Source organism: Leifsonia sp. 1010 (genome assembly GCF_031455295.1).
Taxonomy (GTDB): domain Bacteria; phylum Actinomycetota; class Actinomycetes; order Actinomycetales; family Microbacteriaceae; genus Leifsonia.
This window is the reverse complement of the sequence record NZ_JAVDSL010000001.1, coordinates 38,799-64,076: the sequence shown is the minus strand read 5'-3', so window position 1 is coordinate 64,076 and position 25,278 is coordinate 38,799. Positions and strand designations below refer to the sequence as shown.

The following is a 25,278-nucleotide window of genomic DNA, read 5'->3' as shown; positions in this document are numbered from 1 at the left end:
CGAAAAAGTCAGGAGCTGTGGGCGGCGGCGCCGGCGTAGCGCTCGCCGACCGGGATCTCGACGGGGAGGGTGTTGCCGGCCTGCGCGAGCGGGCACGCCCACGCGGGGTCGTACGCGCACGACGGGTTGTAGGCGAAGTTGAAGTCGAGCACGAGCGAGGCCTCGCCGTCGTCCGTGTCGAGCCCGAGGTCGGCGCCCTTGATCGTGTCGATCAGGTAGCGGCCGCCGCCGTAGGTTCCGCCGGGCCGCCCGGCCAGCGCATCCTTCACAGGCACGAACAGCCCGCCGCCGTACGACGAGAGCCGCCACACGTCGAGCGTGCCCGCCAGCGGGACGCGGACCGTGCCGAGCAGCTCGAAGGGCACCACTCCGTCGGTGCCCGTCTCCACATCCATCCGCACCTCCTCGACGGCCGGCTGGATGGGCAGCTCGAACCGCCAGTCGGGGTCGTACCGGGTGACGGGCAGGCCGGTGAAGCCCTCCAGGTCCTCCGGCAACAGTGGTGAAGCGGGATGCGACGAGAACAGGTCGTTGCGGCACGACACCCAGTGCGCGTGGGCTTCCGCGGGGTCGTGGGCGGCGAGCCGCCGGACGGAGGCGTACAGCGCGAACACACGCCGTCGCCAGTCCGCGGTCTGCACGGCGGTGACAGCGCGGGCGGGCCGCGCGGCCGCGCTGCTGCCCTCCGCTCCGCCCGTGGCGGGTTCGGCGTTCGTCATCGTTCCTCCGGGGTCGTGGTGTCGCCTGCGGGCTCCGCGTCTGCCGGGGTCCGCACTTCGGGATCGTAGGCCCAGGTGGGCGCCAGCTGCCGGAGGCGCACGCCGCGCCACTGCCAGAACAGCCAGAAGGCGTACCAGGCGAAGGGCGTGAGGGCTCCGGCACGCACGATCAGCTGGTCGCGGTAGAGGGTCCGCAGCCGCCCGTTCTCGTCCGGACCGGCCGGGTCGGGCGCGATCGCCATCCGGTGGTCGAGCCGCGGGATCGCGGAGAGCATCCCGCCGGTTCCCCCGCCGCTGTCGTGCAGGATGCGCGTCGCCTGCTCGCGCGGATCGGTCGACCGCAGGGTGTCCAGCCGAATGGCCTGCGTGCCGACGGTGAACGCACCGAGGGCCTTCACCCGGACTCGGTGCTCCGAACCCCACCGTGTCGGGAACCCGCCGGGCTCGTCCGACCGGAAGTCGAGCCACGGCAGGGCTACCTCGCGGAATGCCGTCGGGCTCTGGAGGGCACGCCAGGCGGCATCCGGATCGCAGTCGAGGGTCAGCTTGAGGAGCACGCGCATGCTCTCAGTCTCACCCCGGGAAGCGGTGAGGAGGCCAGGGGATGGGCGGTTCCCCAGGGTTCTTCGGGCTCAGGGTTCTTCGGGCTCAGGCTTCCTCGGCCCGCGCCAGCAGCAGCTCCCGTTCGCGGGCGTTGCCGGTCATCGCGGCGGCGCGCTGGAACTCATGCCGTGCCTCGTCGCGTCGCCCGAGGCGGAGCAGCAGGTCGGCGCGCACCGACGGGAGCAGGTGGTACGACTCCAGGGCGCCTTCGATCGCCAGCCGGTCGACGACTTCGAGCCCCGCCTCTGGCCCGTACGCCATCGAGAGGGCGACCGCGCGGTTGAGCTCGACCACGGCCGACGGGTGCAGCTCGCCGAGCGCGCCGTAGAGCGCGACGATCTCCTCCCAGTCGGTCGCCTCCGGGGTCGGTGCGGTGGCGTGGCAGGCCGCGATGGCCGCCTGCAGCGCGTACGGCCCGCGGCTGGCGGGCGGCCGCCTGCTGAGGCGCAGGGCGTCGGAGCGTTCCAGGGCCGCGACGCCGCGGCCGATGAGGAGGCGGTCCCAGCGAGCGCGGTCCTGGTCCTGGAGAAGGATCGGGCTGCCGTCCTCGGCCGTGCGGGCTCCGAGCCGCGACGCCTGGAACTCCATCAGCGCGACGAGTCCGTGCACCTCGGGCTCGCGCGGTGTCAGCTCAGCGAGCACACGGCCGAGCCGCAGCGCCTCCCGGCACAGGTCGGGCCGCATCCAGTCGTCGCCGGCCGTGGCCGAGTAGCCCTCGTTGAAGATCAGATAGACGACTTCGAGCACGGAGGCCAGCCGCTCGGGGAACTCCGCCCGCTCGGGCACCTCGAACGGCACCCCCGCAGCGCTGAGCGTGCGCTTGGCGCGGACGATCCTCTGGGCCATGGTGGCCGGCGGGACGAGGAAGGCCCGGGCGATCTCCTCGGTCGAGAGGCCGCCGAGCAACTTGAGGGTCAGCGCGACACGCGACGCCTGGGGGAGCACAGGGTGGCAGGCGACGAAGACGAGCCGGAGCAGGTCGTCGCCGATCGGCTCCTGCGCGACGCGCGCCGGATCGTCCGAGCCGAGCTCCTGTTCGAGGTCGTGCGCGATCGCGGCGTACCGGTCGTCGAGGCGCTCCCGACGGCGCCAGCCGTCGACCGCGCGGCGCTTCGCGACCGTCGTCAGCCACGCCCCGGGATTGCGCGGGATGCCCGTGGCCGGCCACTGCTCGAGGGCGGCGACGAGCGCATCCTGAGCAAGCTCCTCGGCCAGCCCGACATCGCCGGTGGTCCGGGCGAGCCCCGCGATCAGGCGTCCGGACTCGATGCGCCAGACCGACTCGACCGTGCGGCGGGTCTCCTCGAGTCGTTCGCCCTCGTCGGTCATCGGCCCACGTCGCCCGCCACCCGGCGCACCTCGACGCTCCCGCGCGTCAGCGGCAGCCGTCGGGCCCACTCGAGCGCCTCGTCTTCGCCGGCGGTCTGCAGCATCCACAGTCCGGTCACCCGGGCGGCCGACGGGCGCGGCGAGCGGTCGAGGGTGCGGCTCTCGCCGTCGAAGTGGATGCGCGCGCAGGCTCCCGTCGGCTCGAGCGCCTCGGCCGCGAGCAGCACTCCTGCGCGCACCAGCTCCTGCTCGTAGCGGTCGAGGGCGGCACGGTCCCGGACGGCCGGCTCGACGCCGTCGCCCTCCTCGGCCTGCGCCATCAGCACGAAACGCATGGTCCCATCCTCTCGTCGAACACGTCTGGAGTCATCCATGCGTCGAATGGGATGCGGTGCTTTCGACACGGGTGACGGTGGTGTGCGCTACAACGGGAGCATGGCGATCCGTTACTGGCTGGGCGTTGTGCAGCTCGATCACGTGCTGCGCGGCGTCGCGGGCGGCTTCGCGCAGGTCAACCACGGCGCCCGGGCGCCGCTGGAGCGGATGGGGCCGGCCGACGGTTTCGTGTACTACTCGCCCAGGGCTTCGTATCCGGACGGCGAGCCGCTGAAGCAGTTCACGGCCGTCGGCCGCCTGGCCGACGACGAGGTGTTCCAGGTGACGCAGGGGCCGGCGATGCAGGGTCCGGCGTCGGATTTCAAGCCGTGGCGGCGACGGGTCGAGTGGGATCACGACGCCGTGGCGACGCCCATCCGTCCGCTGCTCGGCGCTCTCGACTTCACCCGCGACAAGCCGGACTGGGGGTACCAGCTGCGCCGCGGGCTCATCGAGTTGTCCCGGCACGACTTCGAGCTGATCCGCCGGCAGATGCGCCCGTCACCGGGCGAAACACGGCCGCGCCGCGCCGACCACCGCATTACGATGGCCCGGTGACTCAGCCGACCTCTCTCGACTCCGACACGATCCCCTCCGAGATCCCGGCCGCGCACCGCCAGGCCAAGTACCAGGTGCGGTTCGACTGGGCGGCTGACGGCGCCGCCGCCGTCGCGGCCGACGCCGATGTGGTGGTGTGGGTGGATGCGCTCGCCGATGTCCCCGCGCCTGAACTGCCCGGCGACGGCGCCGTGCTGGCCGCCGGACTGACCGACGCCACCTCCGTCGCTCGCTGGATCCTCGCGGAGCAGGTCCGTCTCGGCCGCCGCGCGATGATCGCCGTCGTGGCCGCGGGAGGTGCGACCCCGTCCGGGTCGACCCGTTTCGCCGTGGAGGACCTGCTGGCGGCGGGTGCCGTGGTGGATGCGCTGGCCTCGGTCGGTATCGACTACTCCTCTCCGGAGGCCGCGGCGGCCTGCGCGGCGTTCACCGGACTGCGGGGCGCCGTCGCGCATCTGCTGACGGCCTCTGTCTCGGGCCAGGAGCGCGTGGCAGCGGGCGCCACCCCGGCCGACATCGCCCCCGCGGGCCGGCTCGATTCGTCCGACGCTGTGACGGTGCTCCGAGCTCCCCGCCAGAACGGTGCGCTCGCGGCGGAATGATCGCCGATCGGCGTACGTTGCCGTGAACAGGAGGTTTTATCGATGAAAGCCGTGCTGAACGACACCGTGATCGCCGAGGCCCCGCAGGAGGACCTCATCCGCATCGAGGGCAACTGGTACTTCCCTCCGGCGAGCGTCAAGTCCGAGTACCTCGTAGAGAGCGACACCCCGTACACGTGTCCGTGGAAGGGTGAGTGCCAGTACTTCTCCGTGAAGTCGGACGACGGCCTGCTGCAGGACCGCGCGTGGAGCTACCCGACGCCGTACCCGAGCTCCTTCGACCGGGTGGGCAAGGACTACAGCAACTACGTCGCGTTCTGGAAGGACGTCCGCGTCGTCGACTGACGACCGGGAGTCGCGATGTTCCGTCACGGCCGCCGCCTGAGCCTCCTGGCTCTGACGGCGGCCGTGCTCGTTCTTGCGGGATGCTCGACTCCTCCGCCCCCGCAGCCGACGGTGACGCGCACACCGACGTCCACGCCCCGTCCCACGGCATCATCCGCGCCGGTCGCCGCCATCCCGTGGCAGCCGAGCGGGCAGACGACCGTGCTCGAGACCGGGCTGGAGTCGCCCTGGTCGGTCGTCCCGCTGCCGAGCGCATCGGCACTGATCAGCGAGCGTGACTCCGGCACCATCCGGGAGCGGCTGCCGCAGGGCGGACTCCGCACGGTCGGCACCGTCCCCGGCGTCGTCCACACCGGCGAGAGCGGCCTGCTCGGGCTCGCGGTGCCGGCCGAGTCCGCACCGAAGTACCTCTACGCGTACCTCACCACCGCAGACGACAACCGGGTGGTGCGCCTGCCGTTGTCCGGAGTGCCGGGGAGCTACGCGATCGGGGCGCCGGAGCCCGTGCTCACCGGCATCCCGAAGGCGTCGAATCACGACGGTGGACGCCTCGCGTTCGGCCCCGACGGGATGCTGTACGTGACCGCCGGGGACGCGTCGAACCCCGGCAACGCCCAGGACATCGCCTCGCTCGGCGGCAAGATCCTGCGCATCACCCCGGAGGGTCAGGTTCCGGGAGACAACCCGTTCCCCGGCTCGCCGGTCTGGTCGTACGGACACCGCAACCCGCAGGGGATCGGCTGGGATTCGCGTGGCACGATGTGGGCGAGCGAGTTCGGGCAGAACACCTGGGACGAGCTCAACATCATCCGCCCGGGGTCGAACTACGGATGGCCCGTCGTCGAGGGCGTCGGCGGCGATCCGAAGTACACCGACCCCGTCTACCAGTGGCCGACGGATGCGGCGAGTCCCAGTGGCCTGGCGGTCGTCGGCGACACCATCTTCCTGGCGGCGCTGCGCGGCGAGAGGCTGTGGACGGCCTGGTCGACCGACGGAGCGGCCCCGGTGACCGCGGCGCCGTTCTTCGAGGGCGAGCTGGGGCGGCTGCGCGACGTGGTCGCCGTCGGTGACCGCTTGTGGCTGCTCACGAACAACACCGATGGACGCGGTTCGCCCCGCTCCGGCGACGACCGGCTCGTCGAGGCTCCGCTCGTTCCCGCTCAGTCCGTCAAACGTCCGGGCTGACCTCACCCGAGCGGGGGCCCTCCTGCGGGTAGTCTTGGGGGGAACCACCGATCGGGAGCAGAACCCTGAGCATCATCCTCGGATACGATCCGACCACCCTGCGCGAACGCGTCGATCTGCGCGCTGCCGGCGAGCGTCTGGAGGAGCTGGGCAGCTTGCGCAGTCTCAGCGCGCTCAACGAGAAGACGGTGCTGCTGCGGCTGCTGGGCCGGCTCGACGAGGCGATCGAGGTCGGCAACGAGGCGGTTCGTCAGGCGCGGTTCACCGGAGACCGCGAGCAGCTCCTCGGCGCGCGCATCCGCCGCGCCCAGGTGCTGCAGTACCAGGGCAAGACCGATGAGGCCGTCGTGGAGCTGACCGGCTGCGTCGATGAGGCGCGTGGTCGGGAGTGGACGGCGCTGGAGGCGTTCGCCATCCAGAGCCGCGGCAAGGTCTACTTCGACACCGGCGACTACGAGAACGCGCTCGCCGACATGACCGCGGCCGTCTTCCTGCGCGAGAAGCTGGGCGCGTCGCCCGCCGAGATCCAGGCGGCCCTGACCGCGGTCGCCGTCGTGCAGTCGGCGCTCGACGCACAGCGCGGGGCAGCACGCGGGGAGCGCGGCGAGGGCGACCCCGATCACGCGTAGGATGCACGTCATGGAGGTAGGGAGCGCTCCGGACGGGAACCGTCGCTGATGGCCGAACTCGACCGTGTGCGCCGCTGGGCGGAAGCGCTGATCGCCCTCCACCTCGACCCGGCCGTCTGGAGCTTCGGCTTCGACAACGCCAAGACGCGCGCCGGCCTGTGCAACTACACGTCGAAGCGGATCACGGTCTCGCGCTACCTGGCGGCGCGGTACGAGGACGACGAGATCCACCAGATCCTCCTCCACGAGGTGGCCCACGCGCTCGCCGGATCCCACGCCGGGCACGGGCCGCGCTGGCGCGCCATCGCGCTCGACCTCGGGTACGAGGGCAAGCGTCTGCACGGCGGAGCGATCGCCGATGACCTGGCCCCGTGGGTCGGTACCTGCCCGAACGGGCACACCCACTACCGCTACCGCAAGCCGGCTCGCGCGCTCGCCTGCGGTGCGTGCAGCCGCCGCTTCGACGCGGCCAACCTCATCTCCTGGCAGCACCGCGAGGTGTCGCCGGCGCAGCGGCGCACGGCCGCGGCGGCAGCGACCGAGTAGCGGTCGGCCGTCTGCCTGCTCGGCCGACCGTCAGGCGTGCGCGACGCCGAGCCGTGCGTCCAGACCGTCCCGCACGCTCGGCCATTCCTCGCTGAGGATGGAGTACACGGCCGTGTCGCGCCAGGTCCCGTCCGCGCGCAGCTGGGTGTGCCGCAGGACGCCCTCGAACTGCGCGCCGAGGCGGAGGATCGCGGCGCGTGACCGCGCGTTGAGCACATCCGCCTGCAGCTTGACGCGTTCGAATCCGTGGTCGAACGCCGTCCCGAGCAGCAGCCGCTTGGTCTCGGCGTTCACCAGCGTGCCCCAGGTCTCGGGAGCGTAGGCGGTCCAGCCGATGTGGGCGGAGCGGTTGACCAGGTCGAAGTCGCCCAGCGTGGTCGTACCGACCAGGCGGTCGCCCTCGCGGAGCACGACGGCCGTCACGTTCGCGGTGTCCCAGGCGAGGTAGCGGAGGATGAACTCCCGCCACTCCTCGTAGGTGTCGCGATACGCGGCCGGACCGCCTCCCCAGCCGCCGGCGAAGACCTCGGGATGCCCGATCGCGTCGAACAGGTCGGGCAGGTCGTCGAGGGTGAGGGCACGCAGACGGACGGTCGCACCCTCGAGCGCGGTGGCCGGGTCCGGGCGGGTGGCGGTCATCCGCCCAGTATGCCAGGGCGCTGCTGGCCGCTTCCGGTCCGCCGATGGGTCGCGACGCGCCGTTATGGCGTGCCCATAACGGCGTGTTGCGACCCACGGGAGGGGCTCGGGCGAGGGCTAGGCTGGGAGGCGAAAGCCCCGCCCGGGGAGCTGTCGCTAACCGACTATGTTGGTTACATGGCGACCGAAGCGATTCTCACCCGAGGCACCGGACAATGGATGGAGCCCAGCGATGGTCAGCGCTGGTGGTTCGACTCCGGGTCGCTCGCCCTCGACTTCGCCTACACCGGCGAGTTCGCGCACGCGGCCGACACGGACGGCGACAACGACCCCGACCGGCATGCCGTCCGTGACGCCCACGGCCTCAACGCCTGGCTGGTCGAGCGGTTCCCCGAGGTCGCGCCGACGGCCGGTGACCGCGAGTTCCGCGACGCCCGCACCCTCCGGACCGCCATCGGCCGCCTCGCGCGCCAGGCCAGCCGCGGCGACGAGCTGTCGCCCGACGACATCGACGTGGTCAACCTCTTCGCGGCGACTCCCGACATCCCGCCGGTCCTCGCCGGTGGTGGGCGCCAGGCGGGGCGCACGAACGCGCGTCCGCATCAGGCCCTTGGCACCATCGCCCGGGATGCGGTGCGCCTCTTCGGCCCGGACGTCGACGGCCGCATCCGCGAGTGCTCGGCCGACGACTGCGAGCTCGTCTACCTCGACACCTCGCGCAGCGGCACCCGGCGCTGGTGTTCGATGCAGCGCTGCGGCAACCGCGCGAAGGTGCGTGCTCATCGCGCCCGTGCGGCCCGCGGGCCGAAGGCGCACGCCACAATAGGGGCATGAGCCGTTCCGTCGACCTCAACAGCGACCTGGGGGAGTCGTTCGGCGCTTGGTCGATGGGCGACGACGCCGCACTGCTGCGGGTGGTCTCCAGTGCGAACGTCGCCTGCGGCTTCCACGCGGGCGACCCGTCCACGATGCTCGCGACCTGCCGCGAGGCCGCCGCGAACGGCGTGACCGTCGGCGCCCATGTGTCCTATCGCGACCTGGCGGGATTCGGGCGGCGCGCGATGGACGTGCCCGCCGGCGAGCTCCGCGACGAGGTGCTGTACCAGCTCGCCGCGCTCGCGGGGGTCGCCCGGGTGGCCGGAACCTCCGTGCGCTACGTCAAGCCCCACGGCGCGCTGTACAACCGTATCGTGCGCGACGCGGCTCAGGCACGGGCTGTGGTGGATGCGGTGGCCGCCTTCGACCCGACGCTCGCCCTGCTCGGACTGGCCGGCTCCGCGGTGGAACGCGCGGCGGATGATGCCGGAGTCCGGTTCGTCCGCGAGGCGTTCGTCGACCGCGGCTACCGCTCCGACGGCACGCTGGTGCCGCGCACCGAACCGGGTGCGCTGCTCTCCGACGACGGGGAGATCGCGGCGCGGGCCGTGCGCATGGTCACCGAGGGCCGCGTCGTCGCCGTCGACGGCACCGACATCCCCGTCGAGGTGGACTCGCTGTGCGTCCACGGCGACACCCCGGGTGCGGTCGCGATGGCGCTCGCGGTGCGTGGTGCGCTCGGCGCATCCGGAGTGCGCGTGGAGCCGTTCGCATGACCGCACGCATCCTGCCCTACGGCGACCACGCCCTGCTCGTGGAGCTGGACGGGCTGGATGCCGTGCTCGCCCTCTTCCGCGGGCTCGAGGCGACGCGGCCGGAGGGCGTTGTGGAGCTGGTGCCCGCCGCCCGCACCATCGCGGTCATGGTCGAGCCACGCATCCTGTCGCTCAGCGCAGCCCGCGGCTGGGTCGAGCGCACGCAGCCCCTGCCCGCCGGCGCTGTCGAGGAGCGGGTCGTCGAACTGGACGTCCGCTACGACGGCGACGACCTCGCGGAGGTCGCCCGGCTCACCGAGCGGACCGAGGCGGAGGTCGTCGCGTTCCACACCGGCACCCCGTGGCGGGTCGCCTTCGGCGGCTTCGCGCCCGGCTTCGCCTACCTGGTGAGCGACAGCCCGGTGGGCGGCGCGCTGGAGGTCCCGCGCCGGGCGACGCCGCGCACGGCGGTGCCGCCGGGGTCGGTCGGCCTCGCAGGAACGTTCAGCGGCGTGTATCCACGACCGAGTCCGGGCGGCTGGCAGCTCATCGGCCGCACCGACGCGACGCTGTGGGATGAGACGGCCGATCCTCCCGCGCTGCTCCGGCCTGGGACGGTCGTGCGCTTCCGGGAGGTGCGATGAGCGGCCTGCGCATCCTGAGCCCCGGTGCCCTCGCACTCATCCAGGACCTCGGGCGGCCCGGTTTCGCGGCTCTCGGGGTCGGCCGATCGGGTGCCCTCGACCGGACCGCTCTGCGGCTGGGCAACCGGTTGCTCGGCAACGACGAGGGCGACGCGGGAATCGAGGTGCTCCTCGGCGCATTCGAGGCGCGCTTCGGGCGCGACACCTGGTTCGCGGTCACCGGAGCCGTCGGCTCGATTCTCCTCGACGATCGCCCAGTGGATGCGCACCAGGCCGTGCGAGCACGTTCTGGGCAGGTGCTGCGGATCGGAGCGGCGACGGCCGGACTGCGCTGGTACCTGGCCGTGCGCGGCGGGGTGGCTGCGCTTCCGGTTCTCGGGTCGCGCTCCCGCGACACGCTCGCCGGTCTCGGGCCGGCGCCCCTGCAGGCGGGTGACCTGGTACCGATCGGCGAGCATCCCGGCTCCGACCTCCCGCTGCTGGACTTCGTCCCGGTCGCCGACCCGACGCCCGGGGCCGTCGAGGTGCGCGCTCACGCAGGCCCCCGAGCCGACTGGTTCACCCACCGGGCGCTGGAGTCCTTCTTCTCCGTCGAGTGGCGCGTCGCGGCCGAGAGCGACCGCATCGGCGCGCGGCTCGACCCCGTGCGGGCGCCCGCACACGCGGCGGGCGTCACCCCGCATCCCGATCCGCTGCTGGAGCGGGCGATCCGTCACGAGCTCCCGAGCGAGCCGATGGTCGCCGGCGCCGTGCAGGTCTCGCCCGACGGCCGTCCGACCGTGCTGCTCGCCGACCATCCGGTCACCGGCGGGTACCCGGTGATCGCCGTCGTGGCCGACGGCTCGCTCGATGCCTTCGCCCAGCTGCGGCCCGGCCAGCCGGTGTCCTTCCGGCACGCCTGACCGCGCCGCGAGACTCAGTCGCGGCGAGTGCCGCTCTGGAAGATGCTGCGCGCGGGAGGCGGCGACGGCACGCTGGTCGCATCGGTCACGATCGGCGCGCCCGCGGCGAACGTCCGCAGCTCCTCGCCGGCCACGGCCTTCGCGGGATGCGGCCCGCTCGCCAGCAGGCGCGGCAGCCACTCGAGGGGGAGCGGCGAGTTCGATCCGACCAGCACGACGTTCCCGAACCGGCGACCCTTCAGCACCTGCGTCTCGGCGAGCGCCGCGACGTTCTCGACGACGGAGCCGAGGGTGGACACCTGGCTGCGGGCGAAGCTGAGCGGCGGCCCGTCCGCGACGTTCACGAGCACGATGCCATCCGGCTTCAGCAGCGAGACTGCCGAGCGGTAGAACTCGGCGCTCGTGACGTGCGCGGGCGTGCGCGACCCGCTGAAGATGTCCACCACGAGCAGATCGACCTCGCCGCGCAAGCCGTTCGGCAGCTTGCCGACGACCTCGCGGGCGTCGCCGTGGCGGATACGGATCTGCGCGTAGCGGGGGAGCGGGAGCTGCTCGCGCACCAGGTCCACCAGACGGCTCTCGAGCTCCACGACCTGCTGCCGCGAACCGGGGCGCGTATAGGCGATGTACCGCGGGAGCGTCAGCGCGCCGGCCCCGAGGTGCACGGCCGTGATGGGCTGGCCCGGCTCGCCGATCAGGTCGATGACATTGCCCATCCGCTGGATGTACTCGAAGAACAGCTGCGACGGATCGTCGAGGTTCACATGCGACTGCGGCGTGCCGTCGACGACGAGCTGGTAGGCGCCGGGCACGAACCGGTCGGGCTCCACGGTCGCCAGGTAGCCGCTCTCCGAGAGGACGACCGAGGGGTTCTGGGGGGTCGGGTTCGGAGACACACCGGCAGCCTAGTCGCGGTGGATGCGCACAGGTCTCCACCCGCGATCTCCACCCGACCTCCACCCGAGGGCGGTGCCGCCCGGCGCGGCGGGACGCGACGCTGGAGTGGTGCCGGAGACTCCGGCCCGTTCTCTCGCTCAGAAAGGCGATCATGACCGTTCAGACTCTCGGCAACGCTCTCCTCATCCTGTTGCTCATCGGATGGGTCGGCTACCGGCAGCTGACCTGGCGACCGGTGGTGATCGCCAAGATGTGGCGGATGCCCGGCATCCTCGCCGTCGTGGGCGCCGTGCTGCTCATGCAGCAGGTGAAGCCGACGACCATCACGCCACTCGACATCGCGGTGGTCGCCGGCGAGCTGGTGCTGTCCCTTGCCATCGGTGCGTGGATCGGCGGCATCGCGCACTTCCGTCGGCTGCCCGAGCCCGTCATGGGCAAGAACCCGTCCGAGGTCGCCGTCTACGAGTCGCGCACCGGCGTGCTCGGGCTGGTGCTCTGGGTGGTCGTCATCGCCGTCCGCGTCGGAGTGGATGTGCTCGCAGCGCAGGCCGGCTCGCACCTGGCCGCCGCGACCGGCATCATCCTGCTGATCTTCGCGGCGAACCGTCTCGCGCGCACCGCGGTCTTCGCTGCTCGCCTCGACCGCCACGCCGCCCTCGCCGCGTGATACGGCGGCCCCGGGTCCCGGTGAGCAGCAAGATGGTCGAGTGAACGTCTCCGTCCGCCCCAGCTGGCTCGCCGTGGCCCTGACCGCGGTGGGCGCCGCGGCCATCGGCTACGCGCTCGTCCGCACCCACACCGAGCACCGCCCGGTGTGGGTGCTCGTGCTCGGGCTGATCTCCGTGGTGCTGTGGGTGGTGCGCAGCGCGCTGGCGAAGGCGGGGCTCCGTCGCGCCGCTTTCGTCTGCGCGGTGGTCCTTGTGGTCGTAGGCGCGGTCGTCGCGGCGCCCACGGACGGGCTGACCGTCGTCCCCGCGGCGATCGGCGTGCTCGTCGTACTCGGCGACCCACGGGATCCGCTGTGGCTCGGACTGCTCGTCGGCGGCGTCGGCATCGCCCTGGTCGCTCTCGGCGCCGTGCCCGCCGGCACCGACATCCCGAACCTCCTCGCCATGATGGGCGGGATCCTGCTGGCCGTCTTCGCCGGTCTCAGCAGGCGGCAGTTCCGGGTGGCGGAGGAGCAGGCCGTCCTCCTCCGCGAGCGCGCGGTCGCGATGAAGGAGGAGGCGTCGCGCATCGCCATCGCGCGCGATCTCCACGACGTGCTGGCGCACAGCCTCGGCGGCCTCGTCATCCAGCTGGATGCGGTGGACGCCCTCCTCGAATCCGGCGACACCGACGGTGCCCGCTCGCGGGTGGTCGCCGCCCGCGGCCTGGCCGCCGACGGGCTCGCTGAGGCCCGTCGCGCCGTCGCCACCCTGCGCGAGCCCGCCGCGGTCGGCGCCGCGCCGGTACCGCCCGCCGTGCTGCGGGCCGCCTTGGACGAGCTGATCGCCGCGCACCGTTCACTCGGCGGGCGGGCGCAGCTCGGGGTGACGGGCGACGGCGTGGAGCTCAGCGCGCAGCAGGCCGAGGCGCTGCAGCGCGCCCTCCAGGAAGCGCTGAGCAACGCCCGCAAGCATGCGCCAGGCGAGCCGGTCGCGGCCGAGCTGGTCTGGCAGGATGACCGCGTGCGCCTCATCGTTTCCAATCCGCTCACGGGCGGGGCCGGGGCATCGGCGCTCGCCGCATCCGGCGGCCGGTACGGGCTCGAGGGGATGCGCGAGCGCTTCGCCGCGCTCCCGGCCGGCGGCTCGGTGCAGGCCGTCGCGGCCGACGGCCGGTTCGTCCTGACGGCGGAGGCGATGCTGCGGTGACTGGCGACCTGCGCATCCGTGTCGCCGTCGCCGACGACCAGGCGATCATCCGCGACGGGCTGGTCACCGTGCTCGGTCTGCTGCCCGACATCGAGGTGGTCGGCGAGGCGGCGGACGGCGAGGAGGCGGTCGCGCTCGCCGTGGCCGCGCGCCCCGACGTCCTGCTCATGGACCTGCGGATGCCGGTGCTCGACGGCGCAGCGGCGACCGCCCGCGTGCGCGAGGTCGCACCGGAGACCGCGGTGCTCATCCTCACCACGTACGCCGACGACGAGTCGATCGTCGGCGCGTTGCGGGCGGGAGCGCGCGGCTACCTGACGAAGGACGCCGGCCGCGCCGAGCTCGCCGCGGCCGTGCGTGCCGTCGCCAGCGGGCAGACGACCCTCGCGCCGGAGGTCGGCGCGCGCGTGATCGGCGCGCTCACCGGCGCTGCGCCCGCTCCCGTCGCCGAGGTGGATGCGGCAGGCGCCCTGCTCGCCCGCTTCCCTTCCCTGACGCGGCGCGAGGCCGAAGTCCTCGCCTTGATCGGCGACGGCCTGAGCAACGCTGAGATCGCGCGGACGCTCTTCGTCAGTGTCGCGACGGTCAAGACGCACATCAACGCGATCTTCGCGAAGCTCGCCGTGCGCGACCGCGCGCAGGCGATCGCGCTCGTCCGCTCGTGACGGGAGGCCGGTGCCGCTTCCCAACGGCGGGGCCCGGGGGAAGGATGGGGGAGTGAGCGACCCGAACGCGGCCACCCCGCCATCCACTCCCGCCGCCGACCTGGTGCTCGTGACCGGCGGCTCCGGATTCCTCGGCGCGCACTGCATCCTCGCGCTGCTCGACGCCGGCTACCGGGTGCGCACCACGATCCGCACACCGGCCCGTGCCGCGGACGTCCGCCAGCAGCTCGCGGCTGGCGGTGTCGACGACCCGGTCGACCGGCTCGAGTTCGCGATCGCCGACCTGACCTCGGACGGCGGATGGGGCGATGCCGTCGCGGGGTGCCGCTTCGTCCTGCACGTGGCCTCGCCGTTCCCGTCCTCCCAGCCGAAGAACGCGGACGACCTGATCATCCCGGCGCGCGACGGCGCCCTGCGCGTGCTGCGCGCCGCCCGCGACGGCGGCGTCGAGCGCGTCGTGCTCACCTCATCCTTCGCGGCGGTCGGCTACGGGCATCCCCCGACCGACCGGCCCTTCACCGAGGAGGACTGGACCGACCTCGACAGCGGCCGCCGGCTGAGCCCGTACGTGCAGTCGAAGACCATCGCCGAGCGCGCGGCGTGGGCCTTCGTCGCCGCGGAGGGCGGAGACCTCGAGCTCGCGACCGTGAACCCGGTCGGCATCCTCGGGCCGGTGCTCGGCCCGGACATCTCCACCTCGGTCGAGCTCGTCCGCCTGCTGAAGGAGGGGCGCCTCCCTCGCCTCCCCGACGTGCACTTCGGCATCGTCGACGTGCGCGACGTCGCCGCGTTGCACCTCCTCGCCATGACGCGGCCGGAGGCGGCAGGTCAGCGTTTCCTCGCCATCGCCGGCGAGGTCATGTCGGCGCAGGAGGTCGCGCTGCTGATCCGCGGTCACCTCGGCGAGGCGGCAGGGCGCCGGGTCAGCACCAAGCTGATGCCCGAGTGGATGCTGCGGGCGGCCGCCCCCTTCAGCCGGCGCGTCCGCGACTCGCTCCCCGACATCGGGACGGCGCGCCGCGCCACCGCGCAGAAGGCGATCAGCGTGCTCGGCTGGGCGCCCCGCTCACGCGAGGAGGCCGTGATCGCCACCGTGGACACCCTCCCGACCTACCGCTCCCACCGCACCTGACCCGCGGCGACGCGCCCGCCAGCGTAGGTATGAATCGTTCGAATCTCCGACGCACCGCGGTGCGGATGGAGTTCGGGCCGGATCGCGTCCGAATCTCCGACGGTGCCCACTACGGCGCCTCGGCTCGAAATGTGCCTCCGACCGGCCGAAATTCCGACAGGGAGCGCGGGGAATAGCACCGCGGCGGTCGCGTTATACATCAGGACGTGTCTCCGGTCAAGAAAAGACTGGACACGGCGCGTCCGATTGACATATAGTTGTTCTTTGCGCTCCCAGTCAAACTTCTGCCTTCATATTGCGGTCGGCTCTGACTTTCTCCGCGTGTGCCTGGGCCCGTTCTTTCGGGTCAGATACGGCAGCGCGACGTGACTGGGAGTTCTCGTCCTGATAGATACACGACCGACAGTAACTGGCCCGACGGGGCCCCGGAGGTTATTTCCTTGGCTGCTGCGCGCAACGCAACCAACACCGACAAGACACCCAAGAACGGACGAGCCGCATCCCGACTCTCCTTCGCCAAGATCACGGACACCCTGACCGTTCCCGATCTGCTCGCACTGCAGACCGAGAGCTTCGACTGGCTGGTCGGCAACGACGCGTGGAAGGCTCGCGTCGCAGAAGCCGAGGCCCAGGGCCGTCAGGATCTTCCCGCCAACACGGGCCTCGAGGAGATCTTCGAGGAGATCTCTCCCATCGAGGACCTCGGCGAGACCATGCAGCTCTCGTTCACGAACCCGTTCCTCGAGGAGAAGAAGTACTCGATCGACGAATGCAAGGAGAAGGGCAAGACCTACGCTGCCCCGCTCTACGTCGAGGCCGAGTTCATGAACCACCTCACCGGTGAGATCAAGACCCAGACGGTCTTCATGGGCGACTTCCCGCTGATGACCGAGAAGGGCACCTTCATCATCAACGGCACCGAGCGTGTCGTCGTCTCGCAGCTCGTCCGCTCCCCGGGCGTGTACTTCGAGGCCACCGCCGACAAGACGTCCGACAAGGACATCTTCTCGGCACGCGTGATCCCGAGCCGCGGTGCGTGGCTCGAGTTCGAGATCGACAAGCGCGACCAGGTCGGTGTCCGCATCGACCGCAAGCGCAAGCAGTCGGTCACGGTGTTCCTGAAGGCCCTCGGCCTCACCAGCGAGGAGATCCTCTCCGAGTTCGCCGGGTACCAGTCCATCGAGCTGACCCTCGAGAAGGACGCCATCCTCACCAAGGAGGAGGCGCTCAAGGACATCTACCGCAAGCTGCGTCCGGGCGAGCAGGTCGCCGCCGAGGCCGCGCGTGCGCTGCTCGACAACTTCTACTTCAACCCGAAGCGCTACGACCTCGCCAAGGTCGGCCGTTACAAGATCAACCGCAAGCTCGGCCTCGAGGCCCCGCTGTCGGAGTCGGTGCTGACCGTCCAGGACATCATCGCCACGATCAAGTACCTGGTCGCCCTGCACGACGGCCAGACCACCATCAAGGGTCTCCGCAACGGCGTCGAGACGGACATCCGCCTCGACATCGACGACATCGACCACTTCGGCAACCGTCGTATCCGCGCCGTCGGCGAGCTCATCCAGAACCAGGTCCGCACCGGTCTCTCCCGCATGGAGCGCGTCGTCCGCGAGCGCATGACCACGCAGGACATCGAGGCGATCACGCCGCAGACCCTGATCAACGTGCGACCCGTCGTCGCGGCGATCAAGGAGTTCTTCGGAACGTCGCAGCTGTCGCAGTTCATGGACCAGAACAACCCGCTCGCGGGTCTGACCCACAAGCGTCGCCTCTCCGCGCTCGGCCCCGGTGGTCTGAGCCGTGAGCGTGCCGGCGTCGAGGTCCGTGACGTCCACCCGTCGCACTACGGCCGCATGTGCCCGATCGAGACGCCGGAAGGCCCGAACATCGGTCTGATCGGCTCGCTCGCGTCGTTCGCGCGGATCAACTCCTTCGGCTTCATCGAGACGCCGTACCGCAAGGTCGTCGACGGCCGGGTCACCGACCAGATCGACTACCTCACGGCCTCGGAGGAGGACGACTTCGTCGTCGCGCAGGCGAACGCCCCGCTCGACGCGAACGGCCACTTCGTGGAGGAGCGCGTCCTCGCCCGTCAGAAGGGCGGCGAGGTCGACCTGATCCCCGCCGAGGAGATCGGCTACATGGACGTCTCGCCGCGCCAGATGGTGTCGGTCGGTACGTCGCTGATCCCCTTCCTCGAGCACGACGACGCCAACCGAGCCCTCATGGGTGCGAACATGCAGCGCCAGGCGGTGCCGCTGCTCCGCTCGGAGAGCCCGGTCGTCGGAACCGGTATGGAGGGCTACGCGGCCATCGACGCGGGTGACGTGATCACCGCCGAGAAGTCCGGTGTGGTCACCGAGGTCTCGGCCGACGCGGTCACCGTCCAGGCGGACGACGGCACGTACCAGACCTACTACCTGCGCAAGTTCGACCGCTCGAACCAGGGCACGTCCTACAACCACCGCGTGATCGTGGACGAGGGCGACCGCATCGAGCAGGGCGAGGTCGTCGCAGACGGTCCCGCGACCGAGAACGGCGAGCTCGCGCTCGGCAAGAACCTGCTCGTCGCATTCATGCCGTGGGAGGGTCACAACTTCGAGGATGCGATCATCCTCAGCCAGAACCTGGTGAAGGACGACACCCTCTCCTCGATCCACATCGAGGAGTACGAGGTCGACGCCCGCGACACCAAGCTCGGCAAGGAGGAGATCACCCGCGACCTCCCGAACGTCAGCCCGGACCTCCTGGCCGACCTCGACGAGCGCGGCATCATCCGCATCGGCGCCGAGGTGCGCCCCGGCGACATCCTCGTCGGCAAGGTCACGCCGAAGGGCGAGACCGAGCTGTCGGCCGAGGAGCGCCTGCTCCGCGCGATCTTCAACGAGAAGAGCCGCGAGGTGCGCGACACCTCCCTCAAGGTCCCGCACGGCGAGGAGGGCACCGTCATCGGTGTCAAGGTCTTCGACTCGCAGGACGGCGACGACGAGCTCGGCTCCGGCGTGAACCAGCGCGTGGTGGTCTACATCGCTCAGAAGCGCAAGATCACCGCGGGTGACAAGCTCGCCGGCCGTCACGGCAACAAGGGCGTCATCTCCAAGATCCTGCCGGTCGAGGACATGCCGTTCCTCGCCGACGGGACGCCGGTCGACGTCATCCTCAACCCGCTGGGTGTCCCCGGTCGAATGAACTTCGGTCAGGTCCTGGAGATCCACCTCGGGTGGATCGCCAAGAACGGCTGGGAGATCAAGGGCAAGCCGAAGTGGGCCGCTGAGCTCCCCGAGGCCGCCTTCTCCGCCGAGCCGAACACGAAGGTCGCGACCCCGGTGTTCGACGGCGCGAAGGAGGAGGAGATCGCAGGTCTGCTCGACTCGACCCTCCCGACCCGCGACGGCGACCGCCTGATCGGCTCCTCCGGTAAGACGCAGCTGTTCGACGGCCGCTCCGGCGAGCCGTACCCGGACCCTGTGTCGGTCGGCTACATGTACATCCTGAAGCTGCACCACCTGGTCGACGACAAGATCCACGCCCGTTCGACCGGCCCGTACTCGATGATCACCCAGCAGCCGCTCGGTGGTAAGGCGCAGTTCGGTGGTCAGCGCTTCGGTGAGATGGAGGTGTGGGCCCTCGAGGCCTACGGTGCCGCGTACGCGCTGCAGGAGCTCCTGACCATCAAGTCGGATGACATCCTCGGCCGCGTGAAGGTCTACGAGGCCATCGTCAAGGGTGAGAACATCCAGGAGCCGGGCATCCCGGAGTCCTTCAAGGTGCTCATCAAGGAGATGCAGTCCCTCTGCCTGAACGTGGAGGTCCTGTCGGCCGACGGCCAGGCGGTCAGCCTGCGCGACTCGGACGACGAGGCCTTCCGCGCCGCGGAGGAGCTCGGAATCAACATCTCCTCCCGCTTCGAGTCGTCGTCGATCGACGAAATCTAAGCGGCAGCCAGACCTACTGACGAATCTTCCATAGGAGAGAAGGAACATTGCTCGACGCAACAACTTTTGACGAGCTGCGTATCGGCCTGGCCACCGCTGACGACATCCGTCGTTGGAGCTATGGCGAGGTCAAGAAGCCGGAGACCATCAACTACCGGACCCTGAAGCCGGAGAAGGACGGACTCTTCGGCGAGCAGATCTTCGGACCGTCCCGCGACTGGGAGTGCTCGTGCGGCAAGTACAAGCGCGTCCGGTTCAAGGGCATCGTCTGCGAGCGCTGCGGCGTGGAGGTCACCAAGTCCTCCGTCCGTCGTGAGCGCATGGGCCACATCGAGCTCGCCGCCCCGGTGACGCACATCTGGTACTTCAAGGGTGTGCCCAGCCGTCTCGGCTACCTGCTCGACATGGCGCCGAAGGACCTCGAGAAGGTCATCTACTTCGCCGCGTACATGGTCATCGAGGTGGATGAGGACGGCCGTCACGCCGACCTCCCCGGTCTCGAGAACGAGCTGCGCCTCGAGATCAAGACGCTGTCCGACCAGCGCGACGCCCGCGTCGCCGAGCGTCTGCAGCGCCTCGAGACCGACCTCGCCGCGCTCGAGGAGGAAGGCGCGAAGGCCGACCAGAAGCGTCGTGTCAAGGACACGGCGGAGAAGGAGATGGGCCAGATCCGCAAGTCCTTCGACGAGGACATCGCCCGCCTGGAGCGCGTGTGGGAGTCGTTCCGCACCCTCAAGGTCGGCGACCTCAAGCCCGAGGACGCGGACTTCAACGAGCTCGTCGACCGCTACGGCCTGTACTTCGAGGCCTACATGGGCGCCGAGGCGATCAAGCGTCGCCTGCAGGCGTTCGACCTGAACGCCGAGGCCGAGCTGCTCCGCGAGCAGATCGCCAACGGCAAGGGTCAGAAGAAGATCCGCGCGATCAAGCGACTGCGCGTGGTCTCGTCGTTCCTGGCGACCGGCAACTCGCCGGCCGCGATGGTCCTCGACGTCGTCCCGGTGATCCCGCCGGAGCTGCGCCCGATGGTCCAGCTCGACGGTGGCCGTTTCGCCACCAGCGACCTGAACGACCTGTACCGCCGCGTGATCAACCGCAACAACCGCCTGCGTCGTCTGCTCGACCTCGGTGCTCCCGAGATCATCGTGAACAACGAGAAGCGCATGCTGCAGGAGGCCGTCGACGCCCTGTTCGACAACGGCCGCCGCGGTCGTCCCGTCACGGGTACCGGCAACCGCGCCCTCAAGTCCCTCAGCGACATGCTGAAGGGCAAGCAGGGTCGCTTCCGCCAGAACCTGCTCGGTAAGCGCGTCGACTACTCCGGCCGTTCGGTCATCATCGTTGGTCCGCAGCTCAAGCTGCACCAGTGCGGTCTGCCCAAGCAGATGGCGCTGGAGCTGTTCAAGCCGTTCGTCATCAAGCGCCTGATCGACCTGAGCCACGCTCAGAACATCAAGGCCGCGAAGCGGATGGTGGAGCGTTCGCGCCCGCAGGTGTGGGACGTGCTCGAGGAGATCATCCGCGAGCGCCCCGTGCTGCTGAACCGTGCACCCACCCTGCACCGTCTGGGCATCCAGGCGTTCGAGCCGCAGCTCGTCGAGGGCAAGGCCATCCAGCTCCACCCGCTCGTCTGCGCCGCGTTCAACGCGGACTTCGACGGCGACCAGATGGCGGTTCACCTGCCGCTGTCGGTGGAGGCTCAGGCCGAGGCCCGCATCCTGATGCTCGCCTCGAACAACATCCTGAAGCCGTCGGACGGCCGCCCGGTCACCCTGCCCTCGCAGGACATGATCATCGGTCTGCACCACCTCACCACCGTCCGCGAGGGCGCTGTGGGCGAGGGTCGCGCGTTCTCCTCGGTCTCCGAGGCGATCCTCGCGAAGGACCAGGGCACGCTGCACCTCAACGCCAAGGTGAAGATCCGTCTGGACAACTACGTTCCGTCCGACGCGGCCGACACCGGGGCCACCCCGATCACCGCCATCGTGGAGACCACCCTCGGTCGCGCCCTCTTCAACGAGACGCTGCCGGCGGACTACCCCTACGTGGAGGAGGTCGCCGACAAGGGCACGATCTCGTCGATCGTGAACGCCCTCGCGGAGCGGTACCCGAAGGTGGAGGTCGCCGCGGCGCTCGACCGGATCAAGGACGCCGGCTTCTACTGGGGCACCCGCTCGGGCGTCACGGTGTCGCTGAGCGACATCCTGACCCCGCCGAACAAGGCGCAGATCGTGGCCGGCTACGAGAAGAAGGCCGCCAAGATCACCTCCGAGTTCGAGAAGGGTCTGACGACCGACCTCGAGCGTCGCCAGGAGCTGGTGAAGATCTGGACCGAGGCGACCAACGAGGTGGCCGAGGCCATGCGCGCCAACTTCCCGGCGGACAACACCATCAACCGCATGGTGACGTCCGGTGCCCGTGGTAACTGGCTGCAGGTCCGCAACATCGCCGGTATGCGTGGTCTGGTGAACAACCCGAAGGGTGAGATCATCCCTCGTCCGATCATCTCCTCGTACCGCGAGGGACTGTCGGTGGCGGAGTACTTCATCGCGACGCACGGTGCCCGTAAGGGTCTGGCCGACACGGCTCTCCGTACGGCGGACTCGGGCTACCTGACCCGTCGTCTGGTGGACGTCTCGCAGGATGTCATCATCCGTGAGGACGACTGCGGCACGACCAAGGGTCTCGACCTGCCGATCGCAACGGTCGGTGCGGACGGCGCCCTCACCCGTGACCCGAACGTCGAGAACTCGGTGTTCGCCCGTACGCTGGCCGCTGACGCGGTCGGAACGGACGGCACCGTGGTCGCGAAGGCGGGCGACGACGTGGGCGACGTGCTCATCGACAAGCTGGTCGCCGCCGGCGTCACCGACATCAAGGTCCGCTCCGTGCTGACCTGTGAGTCGGCGGTCGGCGTCTGCGCCGCCTGCTACGGCCGTTCGCTCGCGACCGGCAAGCTGGTGGACATCGGCGAGGCGGTCGGCATCATCGCCGCCCAGTCGATCGGCGAGCCCGGAACGCAGCTCACCATGCGTACGTTCCACACGGGTGGTTCGGCCTCCGCGGACGACATCACCCAGGGTCTGCCGCGCGTCCAGGAGCTGTTCGAGGCTCGTACCCCGAAGGGTGCGTCGCCGATCGCCGAGGCCGCCGGTCGCATCGTCATCGAGGAGACGGACAAGTCCCGGAAGGTCATCCTGACCCCGGACAGCGGCGACGAGCCGCACGTCTACCCGGTGCTGAAGCGTTCGACCCTCCTGGTGGAGGACGGGCAGCACGTCGAGCTCGGCCAGCAGCTGATCGTCGGCACCGTCGACCCGAAGGAGGTCCTCCGGGTCAAGGGCGTCCGCGAGGTGCAGAAGCACCTGGTGGGCGGCGTGCAGGGCGTCTACCGCTCGCAGGGTGTGCCGATCCACGACAAGCACATCGAGGTCATCGTCCGCCAGATGCTCCGCAAGGTCACCGTCGTCGACCACGGCGACACCGACCTGCTGCCGGGTGAGCTCGTCGACCGTTCGCGGTACAACGAGATCAACCGTGCTGCGCTGCAGGAGGGCAAGAAGACGGCGTCCGCCCGTCAGGAGGTCATGGGTATCACCAAGGCCTCGCTGGCGACCGAGTCGTGGCTGTCGGCCGCGTCCTTCCAGGAGACCACCCGCGTCCTGACGCAGGCGGCCATGGAGGGCAAGTCCGACCCGCTGATCGGTCTCAAGGAGAACGTCATCATCGGTAAGCTCATCCCGGCCGGAACGGGTCTGTCGCGCTACCGGAACGTCTCCGTGGAGGCGACCGAGGAGGCCAAGGCGGAGCGGTACCCCAACCGCATCTTCGCCGACGACTCCGCGTTCAGCGAGAGCGACCTGAGCTTCGTCGACTTCGACAGCTTCAGCTCGGACGACTACACCCCCGGAACCTACAACTAAGGTCCCGTACGACGAGGCCCCCGGCGCACTGCGCCGGGGGCCTTCGTCGTTCCCGCCCCGTTCGACCTGGGAGAATGGGAGCATGTGGCGTCAGCTCTTGCAGTACACGGACACCGTCGGGCGGGCCATGCTCGGCTTCGGAGCCGTGCTGCTGGTCGTCGCCGTGGTGAGCTTCGTCGTGGGCATCGCGCAGGCCGTCTCGGGCCACGCCGCTGCGACCCTCCCGTACTGGCTGACGACGATGGGCTGCGCGGTCGTCGCCGGCGTTCTCGTGTACCTGGCGAGCCGCCGCGGGAAGCTCGGCTGAGGGCTAGTTCACCGGCATTATCGTGCGTCGGCGCTCTGGCGTGCGGCGGCAGCCTCCGGAGACGATGGATGCACGACCCGCGAGCGGGTGCCCCCCACCGGTGTGGCACCCTCACGCGGGTCTGTTGTCCTGTTCGCCCCGCTGAATAGGGTGACTACGCCCACCCGACCAGGGAGTTCTCGCCCCTGACCGGTGGGGTCTGCCGTTCCCCGACCCGCGTCGGCAGCGCCCGAAGGAGGTCCCCGTGGCGTCCATGACCGAGATCCTCATCCTCCACGGCCACCTGCCGATCGAGTACCTCGACCGCGTAGCGACCGAGCCGACGGCCGATGAGGCCGTCGTCCGTGAGCTCATGGCGCGCGGCGCCATCTCCTCCGCCCAGCTGGCACGCGCCCGCGCCGCCCAGGCCGGTCTTTCGTTCGTCGAACTCGCGGACTATCCCGTCGATCGCGCGGCCGTCGCTCTCATCCCGGGCGCGATCTGCCGCCGCCATACGGTCCTCCCCATCGGGACGGCCGACGGGATGATCGTCGTCGCCATGGCAGACCCGGGCAACGTCTTCGCCATCGACGACGTGCGCGCTGCGTCACGGCTGAACGTCGCGGCTGCCGTCGCCGAGGAGGCCGACCTCCGCGCGGCGATCGACCGGTACATCCGGGCGGACGACGAGCTGAGCGACCTGACCTCCACCCTGGAAGAGGAGACCGCGCCGTCAGAGGACACGGCGGTGTCCGAGTCGTCGGACGACGACGCCCCGATCGTCCGCTTCGTGAATCTGCTGGTGAGCCAGGCGATCCAGGACCACGCATCCGACATCCACATCGAGCCGGCCGAGCACGATGTCCGGGTCCGTTACCGCATCGACGGTGTGCTCCACGCCATGCAGTCGGCGCCGAAGAGCATCCAGAACGGTGTCATCTCGCGCCTCAAGATCATGTCGGACATCGACATCGCGGAACGTCGCAAGCCGCAGGACGGCCGCATGTCGGTCGTGCACGGCGGCCGCCAGATCGATCTCCGTGTCGCCACGTTGCCGACGGTGTGGGGCGAAAAGGTCGTCATGCGAATCCTGGACAACACCAACACCGGCATGACGCTGGGGGACTTGAACCTGCTGGAGCGCAACTTCGAGACCTACCGGGAGTCGTACTCGAAGCCGTACGGAATGATCCTCGTCACCGGCCCGACGGGTTCCGGCAAGTCGACCACCCTCTACACGACGCTCAATGCGGTCGCGCGCCCGGAGATCAACGTCATCACCGTCGAGGACCCGGTCGAGTACCGCATGCCAGGCATCAACCAGGTGCAGGTGAACCCGAAGGCGGGCCTCACCTTCGCCAGCGCTCTGCGCAGCATCCTGCGCTCCGACCCGGACGTGGTGCTGCTGGGTGAGATCCGCGACCACGAGACCGCGCAGATCGCGATCGAGGCATCCCTCACCGGCCACCTCGTGCTGTCGACCCTGCACACCAACGACGCTCCCAGCGCCGTAACGCGACTGACCGAGATGGACATCGAGCCCTTCCTCGTCGGCTCCGCGCTCGACTGCGTGGTCGCCCAGCGCCTCGCCCGCCGCCTGTGCGACCGGTGCAAGCAGCCGGGGGCGTACGCACACGACGACCTGCGGCGGATGCGGTTCCCCGTATCCGCGGATGGCACGCCGCCGACGATGTTCGTCCCCGTCGGATGCCCTGCCTGCTCGAACACGGGCTACCGCGGCCGCATCGCGGTGCACGAGGTCATGGCGGTGACCGAGGACATCGAACGCCTCGCCGTCGAGCGTGCGTCGAGCGCCGAGATCGGCCGCGCAGCCCGTGAACAGGGGATGCTCACCCTGCGCGAGGACGGCTGGGAGAAGGTCAAGCTCGGCCTTACATCCATCGAAGAAATCCTGCGAGTGGTCGCCTAGGAGG

General features: G+C 70.3%; 24 protein-coding genes. 18 read left to right on the top strand and 6 right to left on the bottom strand.

The genetic code is table 11. The features are described 5' to 3' along the window. Positions 1-8 precede the first annotated feature (8 nt). The 4 genes from J2Y42_RS00350 to J2Y42_RS00335 all read right to left on the bottom strand — a co-directional run bounded on the left by J2Y42_RS00350 (position 9) and on the right by J2Y42_RS00335 (position 2,986). A complete protein-coding gene (locus J2Y42_RS00350) occupies positions 9-719 on the bottom strand; it encodes a DUF1684 domain-containing protein (RefSeq protein WP_309853565.1) in 711 nt (236 codons plus the stop codon). Then, on the bottom strand, positions 716-1,282 hold the full coding sequence (locus tag J2Y42_RS00345; RefSeq protein ID WP_309853562.1) for a hypothetical protein: 567 nt from the start codon (positions 1,280-1,282) through the stop codon (positions 716-718). The genes J2Y42_RS00350 and J2Y42_RS00345 overlap by 4 nt, the downstream gene beginning before the upstream one ends. A gap of 85 nt (positions 1,283-1,367) precedes the next feature. Continuing rightward, a complete protein-coding gene (locus J2Y42_RS00340; protein WP_309853560.1) occupies positions 1,368-2,651 on the bottom strand; it encodes an RNA polymerase sigma factor in 1,284 nt (427 codons plus the stop codon). Next, complete coding sequence (locus tag J2Y42_RS00335) at positions 2,648-2,986, bottom strand: YciI family protein (RefSeq protein ID WP_309853557.1); 339 nt, start codon at positions 2,984-2,986, stop codon at positions 2,648-2,650. The genes J2Y42_RS00340 and J2Y42_RS00335 overlap by 4 nt, the downstream gene beginning before the upstream one ends. Positions 2,987-3,086: 100 nt before the next feature. On the opposite strand from J2Y42_RS00335, the gene J2Y42_RS00330 reads away from it, so the two are divergent. From J2Y42_RS00330 to J2Y42_RS00305, 6 genes are all read left to right on the top strand, one after another. Next, a complete protein-coding gene (locus tag J2Y42_RS00330) occupies positions 3,087-3,584 on the top strand; it encodes an EVE domain-containing protein (RefSeq protein WP_309853554.1) in 498 nt (165 codons plus the stop codon). Beyond that, positions 3,581-4,186 carry a 2-phosphosulfolactate phosphatase gene (locus J2Y42_RS00325; RefSeq protein WP_309853552.1) on the top strand — a complete coding sequence of 202 codons (606 nt, stop codon included), beginning with the start codon at positions 3,581-3,583 and terminating at the stop codon, positions 4,184-4,186. The genes J2Y42_RS00330 and J2Y42_RS00325 overlap by 4 nt, the downstream gene beginning before the upstream one ends. Positions 4,187-4,228: 42 nt before the next feature. Then, entirely contained in the window at positions 4,229-4,531 is a 303-nt protein-coding gene (locus tag J2Y42_RS00320) for a DUF427 domain-containing protein (RefSeq protein WP_179456356.1), read from the top strand. 15 nt (positions 4,532-4,546) lie between these two features. Then, positions 4,547-5,716: a PQQ-dependent sugar dehydrogenase gene (locus tag J2Y42_RS00315; protein ID WP_309853547.1), complete on the top strand. Its 1,170-nt coding sequence runs from the start codon at positions 4,547-4,549 to the stop codon at positions 5,714-5,716. A 155-nt stretch (positions 5,717-5,871) separates the two neighbouring features. Next, positions 5,872-6,345: a hypothetical protein gene (locus J2Y42_RS00310; RefSeq protein WP_309853543.1), complete on the top strand. Its 474-nt coding sequence runs from the start codon at positions 5,872-5,874 to the stop codon at positions 6,343-6,345. 48 nt (positions 6,346-6,393) lie between these two features. Continuing rightward, on the top strand, positions 6,394-6,891 hold the full coding sequence (locus J2Y42_RS00305; protein ID WP_309853540.1) for a SprT-like domain-containing protein: 498 nt from the start codon (positions 6,394-6,396) through the stop codon (positions 6,889-6,891). Between the two features lie 30 nt (positions 6,892-6,921). Here J2Y42_RS00305 and J2Y42_RS00300 read toward each other — a convergent pair whose 3' ends face one another. Further along, the gene (locus J2Y42_RS00300; RefSeq protein ID WP_309853537.1) at positions 6,922-7,530 is read right to left on the bottom strand and encodes a GNAT family protein; all 609 of its coding nucleotides are present in this window, start codon (positions 7,528-7,530) and stop codon (positions 6,922-6,924) included. Positions 7,531-7,707: 177 nt separating this feature from the next. Between J2Y42_RS00300 and J2Y42_RS00295 the strand changes: the two genes are divergently transcribed. From J2Y42_RS00295 to J2Y42_RS00280, 4 genes are read left to right on the top strand one after another with little or no spacing between them, the layout of a single operon-like run. Continuing rightward, positions 7,708-8,364, top strand: a complete 657-nt coding sequence (locus tag J2Y42_RS00295; RefSeq protein WP_309853534.1) for a CGNR zinc finger domain-containing protein — start codon at positions 7,708-7,710, stop codon at positions 8,362-8,364. Continuing rightward, the gene (locus tag J2Y42_RS00290; protein WP_309853531.1) at positions 8,361-9,122 is read left to right on the top strand and encodes a 5-oxoprolinase subunit PxpA; all 762 of its coding nucleotides are present in this window, start codon (positions 8,361-8,363) and stop codon (positions 9,120-9,122) included. The genes J2Y42_RS00295 and J2Y42_RS00290 overlap by 4 nt, the downstream gene beginning before the upstream one ends. Then, entirely contained in the window at positions 9,119-9,745 is a 627-nt protein-coding gene (locus J2Y42_RS00285; RefSeq protein ID WP_309853529.1) for an allophanate hydrolase subunit 1, read from the top strand. The genes J2Y42_RS00290 and J2Y42_RS00285 overlap by 4 nt, the downstream gene beginning before the upstream one ends. Next, positions 9,742-10,647 (top strand): biotin-dependent carboxyltransferase family protein, encoded by a 906-nt coding sequence (locus J2Y42_RS00280; RefSeq protein ID WP_309853526.1) that lies wholly within the window; start codon positions 9,742-9,744, stop codon positions 10,645-10,647. The genes J2Y42_RS00285 and J2Y42_RS00280 overlap by 4 nt, the downstream gene beginning before the upstream one ends. Positions 10,648-10,661: 14 nt before the next feature. On the opposite strand, the gene J2Y42_RS00275 is transcribed toward J2Y42_RS00280, so the two are convergent. After that, positions 10,662-11,543 carry a fused MFS/spermidine synthase gene (locus J2Y42_RS00275; RefSeq protein WP_309853523.1) on the bottom strand — a complete coding sequence of 294 codons (882 nt, stop codon included), beginning with the start codon at positions 11,541-11,543 and terminating at the stop codon, positions 10,662-10,664. A gap of 152 nt (positions 11,544-11,695) precedes the next feature. On the opposite strand from J2Y42_RS00275, the gene J2Y42_RS00270 reads away from it, so the two are divergent. The 8 genes from J2Y42_RS00270 (at position 11,696) to J2Y42_RS00235 (ending at position 25,274) form a co-directional block, all read left to right on the top strand. Next, positions 11,696-12,211: a hypothetical protein gene (locus J2Y42_RS00270; RefSeq protein WP_309853520.1), complete on the top strand. Its 516-nt coding sequence runs from the start codon at positions 11,696-11,698 to the stop codon at positions 12,209-12,211. A gap of 40 nt (positions 12,212-12,251) precedes the next feature. After that, on the top strand, positions 12,252-13,400 hold the full coding sequence (locus J2Y42_RS00265; RefSeq protein ID WP_309853517.1) for a histidine kinase: 1,149 nt from the start codon (positions 12,252-12,254) through the stop codon (positions 13,398-13,400). Further along, a complete protein-coding gene (locus tag J2Y42_RS00260; RefSeq protein WP_309853514.1) occupies positions 13,397-14,065 on the top strand; it encodes a response regulator transcription factor in 669 nt (222 codons plus the stop codon). Before J2Y42_RS00265 ends, J2Y42_RS00260 begins: the two co-directional genes overlap by 4 nt. Before the next feature lie 52 nt (positions 14,066-14,117). Next, positions 14,118-15,197: an aldehyde reductase gene (locus J2Y42_RS00255; RefSeq protein ID WP_309853511.1), complete on the top strand. Its 1,080-nt coding sequence runs from the start codon at positions 14,118-14,120 to the stop codon at positions 15,195-15,197. A gap of 440 nt (positions 15,198-15,637) precedes the next feature. Further along, positions 15,638-19,135, top strand: a complete 3,498-nt coding sequence (gene rpoB, locus J2Y42_RS00250; RefSeq protein WP_309853509.1) for a DNA-directed RNA polymerase subunit beta — start codon at positions 15,638-15,640, stop codon at positions 19,133-19,135. A 47-nt stretch (positions 19,136-19,182) separates the two neighbouring features. Then, a complete protein-coding gene (gene rpoC / locus J2Y42_RS00245) occupies positions 19,183-23,058 on the top strand; it encodes a DNA-directed RNA polymerase subunit beta' (RefSeq protein WP_309853507.1) in 3,876 nt (1,291 codons plus the stop codon). Between the two features lie 82 nt (positions 23,059-23,140). After that, positions 23,141-23,365 (top strand): hypothetical protein, encoded by a 225-nt coding sequence (locus tag J2Y42_RS00240; protein ID WP_309853504.1) that lies wholly within the window; start codon positions 23,141-23,143, stop codon positions 23,363-23,365. Between the two features lie 244 nt (positions 23,366-23,609). Then, a complete protein-coding gene (locus tag J2Y42_RS00235; RefSeq protein ID WP_309853498.1) occupies positions 23,610-25,274 on the top strand; it encodes a GspE/PulE family protein in 1,665 nt (554 codons plus the stop codon). Positions 25,275-25,278 lie beyond the last annotated feature (4 nt).

Coding starts and splice junctions, on each gene's coding strand:
- J2Y42_RS00350 (WP_309853565.1), bottom strand. CDS start 719: ATGACGAACGCCGAACCCGCCACGGGCGGAGCGGAGGGCAGCAGCGCG.
- J2Y42_RS00345 (WP_309853562.1), bottom strand. CDS start 1,282: ATGCGCGTGCTCCTCAAGCTGACCCTCGACTGCGATCCGGATGCCGCC.
- J2Y42_RS00340 (WP_309853560.1), bottom strand. CDS start 2,651: ATGACCGACGAGGGCGAACGACTCGAGGAGACCCGCCGCACGGTCGAG.
- J2Y42_RS00335 (WP_309853557.1), bottom strand. CDS start 2,986: ATGCGTTTCGTGCTGATGGCGCAGGCCGAGGAGGGCGACGGCGTCGAG.
- J2Y42_RS00330 (WP_309853554.1), top strand. CDS start 3,087: ATGGCGATCCGTTACTGGCTGGGCGTTGTGCAGCTCGATCACGTGCTG.
- J2Y42_RS00320 (WP_179456356.1), top strand. CDS start 4,229: ATGAAAGCCGTGCTGAACGACACCGTGATCGCCGAGGCCCCGCAGGAG.
- J2Y42_RS00315 (WP_309853547.1), top strand. CDS start 4,547: ATGTTCCGTCACGGCCGCCGCCTGAGCCTCCTGGCTCTGACGGCGGCC.
- J2Y42_RS00305 (WP_309853540.1), top strand. CDS start 6,394: ATGGCCGAACTCGACCGTGTGCGCCGCTGGGCGGAAGCGCTGATCGCC.
- J2Y42_RS00300 (WP_309853537.1), bottom strand. CDS start 7,530: ATGACCGCCACCCGCCCGGACCCGGCCACCGCGCTCGAGGGTGCGACC.
- J2Y42_RS00295 (WP_309853534.1), top strand. CDS start 7,708: ATGGCGACCGAAGCGATTCTCACCCGAGGCACCGGACAATGGATGGAG.
- J2Y42_RS00290 (WP_309853531.1), top strand. CDS start 8,361: ATGAGCCGTTCCGTCGACCTCAACAGCGACCTGGGGGAGTCGTTCGGC.
- J2Y42_RS00285 (WP_309853529.1), top strand. CDS start 9,119: ATGACCGCACGCATCCTGCCCTACGGCGACCACGCCCTGCTCGTGGAG.
- J2Y42_RS00280 (WP_309853526.1), top strand. CDS start 9,742: ATGAGCGGCCTGCGCATCCTGAGCCCCGGTGCCCTCGCACTCATCCAG.
- J2Y42_RS00270 (WP_309853520.1), top strand. CDS start 11,696: ATGACCGTTCAGACTCTCGGCAACGCTCTCCTCATCCTGTTGCTCATC.
- J2Y42_RS00240 (WP_309853504.1), top strand. CDS start 23,141: ATGTGGCGTCAGCTCTTGCAGTACACGGACACCGTCGGGCGGGCCATG.